The sequence below is a fragment of the Iodidimonas nitroreducens genome (assembly GCA_000710935.1).
Taxonomy (GTDB): domain Bacteria; phylum Pseudomonadota; class Alphaproteobacteria; order Sphingomonadales; family Rhodothalassiaceae; genus Iodidimonas; species Iodidimonas nitroreducens.
Genome location: BAYV01000030.1, coordinates 1 through 7,574, shown reverse-complemented (window position 1 = coordinate 7,574; position 7,574 = coordinate 1). Strand labels below are relative to the sequence as shown.

The window sequence follows — 7,574 nt, the reverse complement described above, 5'->3', positions numbered from 1 at the left end:
TTTTAAACCCCCTTAATTACAGGGGGGATTACCATAGGTTCAACATTGCGCCGAACCTGCTGGATCGGGACTTCACGGCAGATCGACCGAGCCAGAAATGGGCGGGCGACATCAGCTACATCTGGACCCGCGAGGGATGGTTGTATCTGGCCGTGATCCTGGACCTGCATTCGAGGCGCGTCATCGGCTGGGCCGTCAGTAACCGTATGAAACGCGATCTGACGATCCGGGCGCTGAAAATGGCCATCGCCTTCCGAGCACCACCCAAAGGCTGCATTCATCACACAGACAGGGGCAGCCAATACTGTTCGTATGACTACCAGAAGATCCTGCGCGAGCATGGGTTCAAGGTGTCGATGAGCGGCAAGGGTAACTGTTATGACAACGCCGCAGTCGAGACCTTCTTCAAGACCATCAAGGCCGAGCTGATCTGGCGGCGCACTTGGGAAACGCGTCGACAGGCCGAAACCGCCATCTTCCAGTATATCAACGGGTTCTATAACCCTCGGCGCCGGCACTCAGCATTGGGCTGGAAAAGTCCGGTCGCTTTTGAACGGAAAGTGGCTTAAACGAGCACTTGGAGCGGCACAAATACGCGACAGGTCCAGTCTCTCAAAGTGGGCGTCCATGGCACCCGCGACTTGATTGGAATTTTTGACGGCTACGAAGTGTGCGACAAGCTGGGCATAGTGTTGCGCCTGACGTGGCAATCGAAGATCAGGGTCTTTCTTCTCCTCGATTTCCTCATCGCTCATTACTTGTACGATTGCGGATGGTTCAGGAACCTCGAAGTCAGCAGGTGGGACGGGGGGAGCTTGCCATTCATCAATCGCGACTGCGGGTGGAGTTGATGAAACAAGGCAGCCTCCAATGCGCTGATTACCTCAGCATCATCAATGGGAAAAGCCCACACATATGCAACTTCCCAAACGTCGATCTGCCTGTTCGCAATTACGTCCGAACGGGCGGATGTCAGGTGACGTTGCACTCTCTTACGGATACCGTCTTTTGACTGACCAACATAGATTGGAACGTTATCCAAGTCGGCTAGAACATAAACGCCGATTTGGGTTGTCAGAGTGCCAACGGCAGTCTTTCTAAACTTGAAATCGATTGGCATTCATACCTCGCGTCAAGAGCGCCGAATTGCAGTTGGCCCAGATTGTTGTGCGGTGACGCTATCTCGCGTGATTGTAGTCGTCCTAACTGTCTCCGGCCCTTTATGTGCTACCTCAAAGTCGACGTAGCTTACCTCGGCATCATCACCACCGAAGCAATCGTGAAAGGCTTTGAGTAACTCAACACCGCCTAGCTTCTGCGCAGGTGGATGCGAGTTGTTTCTCGGACTAGGAGTGGTCGCTGGCATCACATAGATGCAAGCGGGCGGGAGCAAGAAGGGGCCGACTTCTGTCGTCCGGTCCGGCTGGTTTTCAAGTTTCGGGCACGGGCGCCCCAGAGTGCCGCAGACCATGTCCCAAACGACAACACCATCTACCCGTTGTTCCCGATAAATGATTTCAGCACTCAGGCGCGTATGGATGCCCGACCAAGCGTTATGGCGTGGATCGGCACCGGGATTTGTACAGACGCTCCAGATAATGAATTCTTGGGCATGTGGAGGGCGCTCAAAGATGTTTGTGTTATTGCCGTCCAGACAGCCTTTGAGTTCGATCACCGCAGTCTTATCGCTGTTGAGTTTGACGGTATAGTCATGGCGGTTGGCCTCTCCCGCAGACTCCCAATCGGCGATATAACCACCATCTTGCATGTAATTCAGGACGTGCTTCACGAACTCGCGCTTGTCACGCATAGTGGCGGAAAACTGACCTCGGACGCGTTCGATCGCCCCGCGAAACAAACCGCTGTTATAGAATTCCTGATCATCCAGTCCGTGATCACCGAGCTTATGCGCTTCGGTTTTTAGTGTCTCCGCGAACTCCTCGATCTTCTTGCGAAGCTCCGCGTTCTGACAGCATGGAATTACACTCACGCAGCCTCCTCCATGTCTCTTGTCTGCGCCTTCAAAACAGGCTCAAATATGTGCACTGCCAAATATCTGACCACCGGCACCACTACGCCGTCGCCCGTCAAATGGTAGGCTTCATTGTAACGTGCAGGAAGTACGTAGTCGTCAGGCAAGCCCATTAGCCGAGCAGTTTCACGCGTTGAAATAAGACGCGATTTTACCTTGTCGCCATCGACCACCATGATGAGTTGGCGGCTCGAACCACCTGCAGGAGTTCGCAGACAGCCGGCCACTTCATCGAAACGGATCTCTGCCCTTTGAACCTTTGCGCCGGTTTCGTCGTGACGGGTACGTTTGTAGATTGCGCCCACCATTCGACGACCGGCATTCTTGGCAGCTTTGACCTTTTCAAGGTTCACTTCGCTCATCATCGAGATAAGCTGCTTAGTCTCTGCTGCGGTATGCCAGCTCACGCTTTTCGGATTGTCTTCGATCAGATCGGCGAAGTGAGAATTCCTCACTGGCGGGGTCGGCATTGTCCACCATAGCCAGCTACTCTTCGCTTTCGGCGAAAGTTTTGCATGCGCATTGCACAAACCTTGAGTGTGCCAACCTCTTGTCGGCCCGCTTGCGATCACGCCGTCGGGCAGGATCACATCACCGCGAATACCAATTATGAAAAGCCTTGGCCGCGATTGCGGCACGAAATTCGCCGCGTCGATTATCATGGCTCCACATCTATAGTTCTCGCGCGCGAAGGCCGCGCAAATGGCAGCGAAGTCCTTGCCTTGGTGTGAAGTAAGCGCGCCACAGACGTTCTCAAGCACGATGATTGATGGGGCGCGGCCTTCACGTATCAATGATTGCATTAAGCGCCAGAACGGCCAGAATGTGCCCGAGCGTTCACCTTTGAGACCAGCTCCACCGCCAGCCAGCGATAAATCTTGACATGGGAAAGAGCCCCAGACCAAGTCCGCCTGGCTAGGGAGGTCTTTCGCTTCGACCTTTTTCACATCACCGACCGTGAGCGCTCCTCTACCCCAGTTGGCTTCATAGATTTCGCCCTTCTTGCGGTCAAAGTCGTTTGCGAATAGACATTCCCAGCTACTGCCAAGACCGGCCCGCGCCATGCCACCACCCGCAAAGAATTCGTAAAAGTTAGGCATTGGCGGCTCTCCCGGCACGAGCATTAGCGACATCGCGCTCCAGTTTCTCAAGGACGGCTTCAGTTATCCACGTATTGCGAGAGATACTGCCAGGCCGTTCAGATCGCGCCTGGTCGATTCCATCCCATAGCTCTTTGGCCAGCCGGATGCTTTGACGGATACGGTCGTCTCTCTTGGGTTCAGCTTTTGTCATAGAGGTCTCCATCGCCCGATTAGGTGCCTTTTTGGCGCCAAAAGCAAGAACAATTTAAGAACATGCTGTGTTGGCCGACGTAGTACACGCTGAGTGCCGTTTATCTGTTGACATCCTTCTGTTTATGTTGTACACAATTATGTACAACATAAACAGAAGGATTCGCCCCGTGGAGCATGACATCGTCGGGATCAACGAGATTGCAGAGATGGCAAATGTATCAAGCCAAGCCGTCGTAAACTGGCGCTCGCGGGCATCGGATTTCCCCCGTCCTATCAAGGAGCTGGCGTCAGGACCGGTCTTCAGGCGCCCTCAAATTCGCGCATGGCTTCGCCGTAACAACCGCCGCCTTGATGATCTTCAGAAGGGGACACAATTCTATTCGCGCCTGAAGAGTTATCGCAACGACAGTGACGAACTGGCCGAATGTATCGAGCGTGTCGTGGAAAAGCTCGACACTTCGATGACGACAGACAGCCGGCCGGGAATGCTTCTCGGCAAAATTCAATCAGGTAAAACCCGCGCGTTCGTCGGCGTGATAGCTGGAGCTTTTGACCGAGACTTCGATATCGCACTGGTCCTTACCAAGGGCACCAAAACGCTTTCAGCCCAGACCGTCTCGCGCCTGGAATCTGACTTCGCGGAGTTCATCGAGGAGGATGAACTGATGGTGTTCGATATAATGAAGCAGCCCGGCACTCTCACGCGGAGCGAACTTCGTCGCAAGATCGTAATCGTTGCCAAGAAGCAGGTTCATAATCTCAAGCGACTGATCGATTTCGTGAATGACCAACCCGGACTTCAGAAGAAGAAGGTTCTGATCGTGGACGATGAGGCCGACCTGGCAAGCGTTCGCTTCGTGCCGAACAGGGAGAACTCGGACATATTGCAGGGAGTCATCGCCGGACAGATTGACGAGCTGCGTGAGTTAAGTGACGGCATCGCCTTCCTCCAAGTCACTGCCACGCCATACTCTCTCTATTTGCAGCCCGACAACTACGATGATCCGACTGCCCAGACCAACTACGTCTACAAGCCGAAACGCCCAGCCTTCACCGAACTCTTGCCGATTCACGACGGGTATGTCGGCGGCAATCACTACTTCGGTTCCTTCGATGAAGACGATTCGCGCGCGCATCTGATCGTTGAGGTCGGCGAGCAAGAGCAGAATGCTCTGCGCAAGATGGATATGCGGCGCATCAGTCAGGATCGCGTCCTCGACACGGAGAACACTGCTGGTCTGCGCCGCGCAATTGTCACCTTCGTTCTCGCAGCGGGCGTCCGGCAGTGGCAGCAGCGCGAACTTGGCGAGAAGGAGCAGAAGTACTCGATGCTCATTCACAACGATACGCAAAAGGCGGCACATAGTTGGCAAAATCAGGTAATTGACTGGATCCGTGACGAGATCGTCAAGGCCGCCGAAGAAAATCCCAAGCGACTGCGCCCGCTGTTCGATGAAGCTTATGACGATCTTGAGGTTTCAGTAACGGCGAATAGGGGCGATATGCCGCCGCACGACGAAGCGTTTGACGAGTTCCTTGATGCGCTTCAGAACGACGACATCGTTGTCGAGAAGGTCAATTCTGACGGCCAAGTGTCAGCCCTGCTCGATCAGAAAGCCGAACTCAAGCTGCGGACGCCCTATAATATTTTCGTAGGCGGCAGCATTCTCGATCGCGGCATTACCATTCCCAACCTGATTGCCTTCTACTACGGACGCAATCCGAGAACGACGCAAGCGGATACCGTGTTGCAGCACTCCCGTATGTACGGGAACCGGGGACGCGATGACTTGGCAGTCACGCGGCTTTATACATCGCGGGCAGTTTATGACCGGCTGTTCACAATTAATGAGTTCGAGAACGCCTTGCGGGATGCCTTCGAGAGTGGCGCCCACGATCAAGGCGTAGTGTTCATTCAGACTGACGGGAACGGACGAATCAGGCCCTGCGCCCCGAACAAGGTGCAGCTCTCAGACGTTGTAACCGTCTCGCCACGAACACTGCTCTTGCCCTCCGATTTCCAAACCCGCGCGGGCAAGCGAATGGCCGAACTGCAATCGAATCTAGACAAAATCATCCTCCCGGAATGGCGGGATACGGGCGAATTTGTTGAGATCGACCGCGCCACCGCCTACGCGATTATCGCGACCATCGAGGAGACGATAGAGTTTGATAGCGTCAAGTTCGAGTGGGGCGCGATGCGCGGATTGATCGACTACTATACGGAAAAGGGCGAAACGATTTTGCTGCTGGCGGAAACAGGCAGAGGGCTGGATCGTGCGAAATCAGGCGACAAGTCTGGTCGTTCGATTCTCGGTCCCGCACTGAGGCCGAAGATCATGAACGAGCCGCGCTCAAAGCCCGCTCTTATTCTGTTGCAACAGAAGGGCGGCAGAGAGCGTGGATGGACGGCGCACTCGTTCTGGTGGCCGCTCCTCGCGGCACCGACAGATGCCGAGCCATGCGTATTCGCAACCAAAGCTATGGCCTAAGGCGCGTCCAGCGGCGGTGATAATAGATGGTCGATCCAATCGCCAATCTTCTGTGGTGCTTCGAGCAAATGCCCATCATGGGGTCGACTCTGGCTGAGTGCAGAATAGGGCGCTAAGCGGAATTCTTGGGCCAGGAGTTGATCTCAGGTGTCGTTCGTACCGAGATATCGATAAATGGTCGCCTTTGAGAGGCAGTATTGGGCCATGAGATCTTTGATAAGGGTGCCTTGTCGGCGTTTGTCACGCAGTTCGGAGATTTGGCTGGCCGTGAGCGCAAGCCGCTTCCCAAACTGAACGCCACGGTCTTTGGCTTTTTTGATCCCGTCCATCTGGCGTTCGGCGCGGATTTCAGTCTCAAACTGGCCGATGGCACCCAGCATGTTGAATAAGAGGCGTCCGGTGGCATCGGATGTGTCGATATTCTGATCGAGAACAACCAGATCAACACCTTTCTCGCGCAAGGTCTCAGCGATCTGACACAGATGCAGCGTCGAGCGGGCCAGCCGATCTATGCGCGATACGATCAGCACATCGCCTTCGCGCACATAATTCAGGCATTGTTTCAGCATGGGGCGGGCGTCGGTGGTGCCGCTGCGTTTCTCTTCAAACAGCTTATCGCACGCGCTTAGCTTTTCGCGTTGTACGTCGAGAGATTGTCCGACAGAACTGACGCGGGCGTATCCGACTTTGGCCATGGGTGTCTCATAAATACTCAGGTGTTTTGCGATGCCTATATTGAGACATTAATAAAGACATGACCAGCAATGAGTCTCAATATGTATACTTTCAGAGATCCTGCCATATAGAGAAAGTGCAATTTGAGGGCACACCGAGCGGCTCTGACCGCGCGACAACGCGCGGCATTATTTTTGATCTTCCCGCTGACGAAATATCGTTGCTCAGGCACTACACAATGGCCTGAATTGCAATGCCCCTCTCCAGTTGCCGCCGGATCTGTTGGCGAATGTCCGCCCACCTGCCATGGGGATCGCCGATGAATGCAATGGCAGCCTGTGTCATATAAAATCACCTTTCTTATAAAGATTGCCGTTTCAGGTTTGGCTTTCCTGTTCGAGCGAATTGGGGGCGCTGAAATGGCATCGTTTTAATTGCACTATCAGGCCAACTGAGACGTCCTTCGATCAGTGATCACCTATCCATCGAATTCAATACAAGTGTATTGGTAGCCCCGACCGGAGGTTTCAAAGTACTGGCTTTCTCTCGCCTGCTGAAAGCGGTTCCAGGCATTCCCAACACATTCTAGCGTTGGCGGAACTCTACTACCTGCCCTATATGCTACCATGATGTGTGATGACTCGGGCAGTTCATCCCCAAAGAGATATGCTGTCATATAAGGTGCGGAATTGCTCCTGCGGGCCCAAAGAATCCTACCGTCACGCGATACAACAAAGGCGATTGGTTTAGTGGATAGATCAATAATGCGAAGAGCGCTGGCTTGAAGGGAACACTCGAAGCGAGTGCCTACCTCACACAAGGTATCCACGTTCCATCGAATATCAGAAAATTCATTCCGGATGATATTGACGGGCATCAGAAGGTATGAGGCAAACAGATTGGCCTCGGTTTCAATATCATCCTTGAAATCGTTGAGACTTTCCTCGTTGTCCTCAAACCGGTCACGTAAGTCCCGATGGCACATGAAATGACCAAGCTCATGTGCATGTGTGGTAGCAGCGCCTATATGGTTTCAAAAGAAATGTTTGGCACTGTGACCTGCCACGGGATTATTCCTCC

The 7,574-nt window shown here is 53.7% G+C and carries 7 protein-coding genes; 2 read left to right on the top strand and 5 right to left on the bottom strand.

Going from position 1 to position 7,574, the window contains the following annotated elements; all coding sequences use genetic code 11:
- On the top strand, positions 1 to 569 hold a 569-nt coding region (locus AQ1_RS11075), incomplete at its 5' end, for an IS3 family transposase (RefSeq protein ID WP_042087278.1).
- 185 nt (positions 570 to 754) lie between these two features.
- Here the strand turns inward: AQ1_RS11075 and AQ1_RS15515 are convergent.
- Genes AQ1_RS15515 through AQ1_RS11060 form a run of 3 tightly spaced genes read right to left on the bottom strand, consistent with a single transcriptional unit; the run spans position 755 to position 3,132 of the window.
- Positions 755 to 1,120: a GIY-YIG nuclease family protein gene (locus AQ1_RS15515; protein ID WP_390624419.1), complete on the bottom strand. Its 366-nt coding sequence runs from the start codon at positions 1,118 to 1,120 to the stop codon at positions 755 to 757.
- A gap of 12 nt (positions 1,121 to 1,132) precedes the next feature.
- A complete protein-coding gene (locus AQ1_RS11065) occupies positions 1,133 to 1,990 on the bottom strand; it encodes a hypothetical protein (protein ID WP_042087276.1) in 858 nt (285 codons plus the stop codon).
- Positions 1,987 to 3,132: a DNA cytosine methyltransferase gene (locus tag AQ1_RS11060; protein WP_042087284.1), complete on the bottom strand. Its 1,146-nt coding sequence runs from the start codon at positions 3,130 to 3,132 to the stop codon at positions 1,987 to 1,989. The genes AQ1_RS11065 and AQ1_RS11060 overlap by 4 nt, the downstream gene beginning before the upstream one ends.
- A gap of 362 nt (positions 3,133 to 3,494) precedes the next feature.
- Here AQ1_RS11060 and AQ1_RS11055 point away from each other — a divergent pair, with 362 nt between their 5' ends.
- Entirely contained in the window at positions 3,495 to 5,819 is a 2,325-nt protein-coding gene (locus tag AQ1_RS11055) for a Z1 domain-containing protein (RefSeq protein ID WP_161760577.1), read from the top strand.
- A gap of 143 nt (positions 5,820 to 5,962) precedes the next feature.
- Here the strand turns inward: AQ1_RS11055 and AQ1_RS11050 are convergent, their stop codons facing one another.
- The gene (locus AQ1_RS11050; protein WP_042087274.1) at positions 5,963 to 6,514 is read right to left on the bottom strand and encodes a recombinase family protein; all 552 of its coding nucleotides are present in this window, start codon (positions 6,512 to 6,514) and stop codon (positions 5,963 to 5,965) included.
- A 458-nt stretch (positions 6,515 to 6,972) separates the two neighbouring features.
- Positions 6,973 to 7,521: an ImmA/IrrE family metallo-endopeptidase gene (locus AQ1_RS14655; protein ID WP_150007468.1), complete on the bottom strand. Its 549-nt coding sequence runs from the start codon at positions 7,519 to 7,521 to the stop codon at positions 6,973 to 6,975.
- Between the last annotated feature and the right edge of the window lie 53 nt (positions 7,522 to 7,574).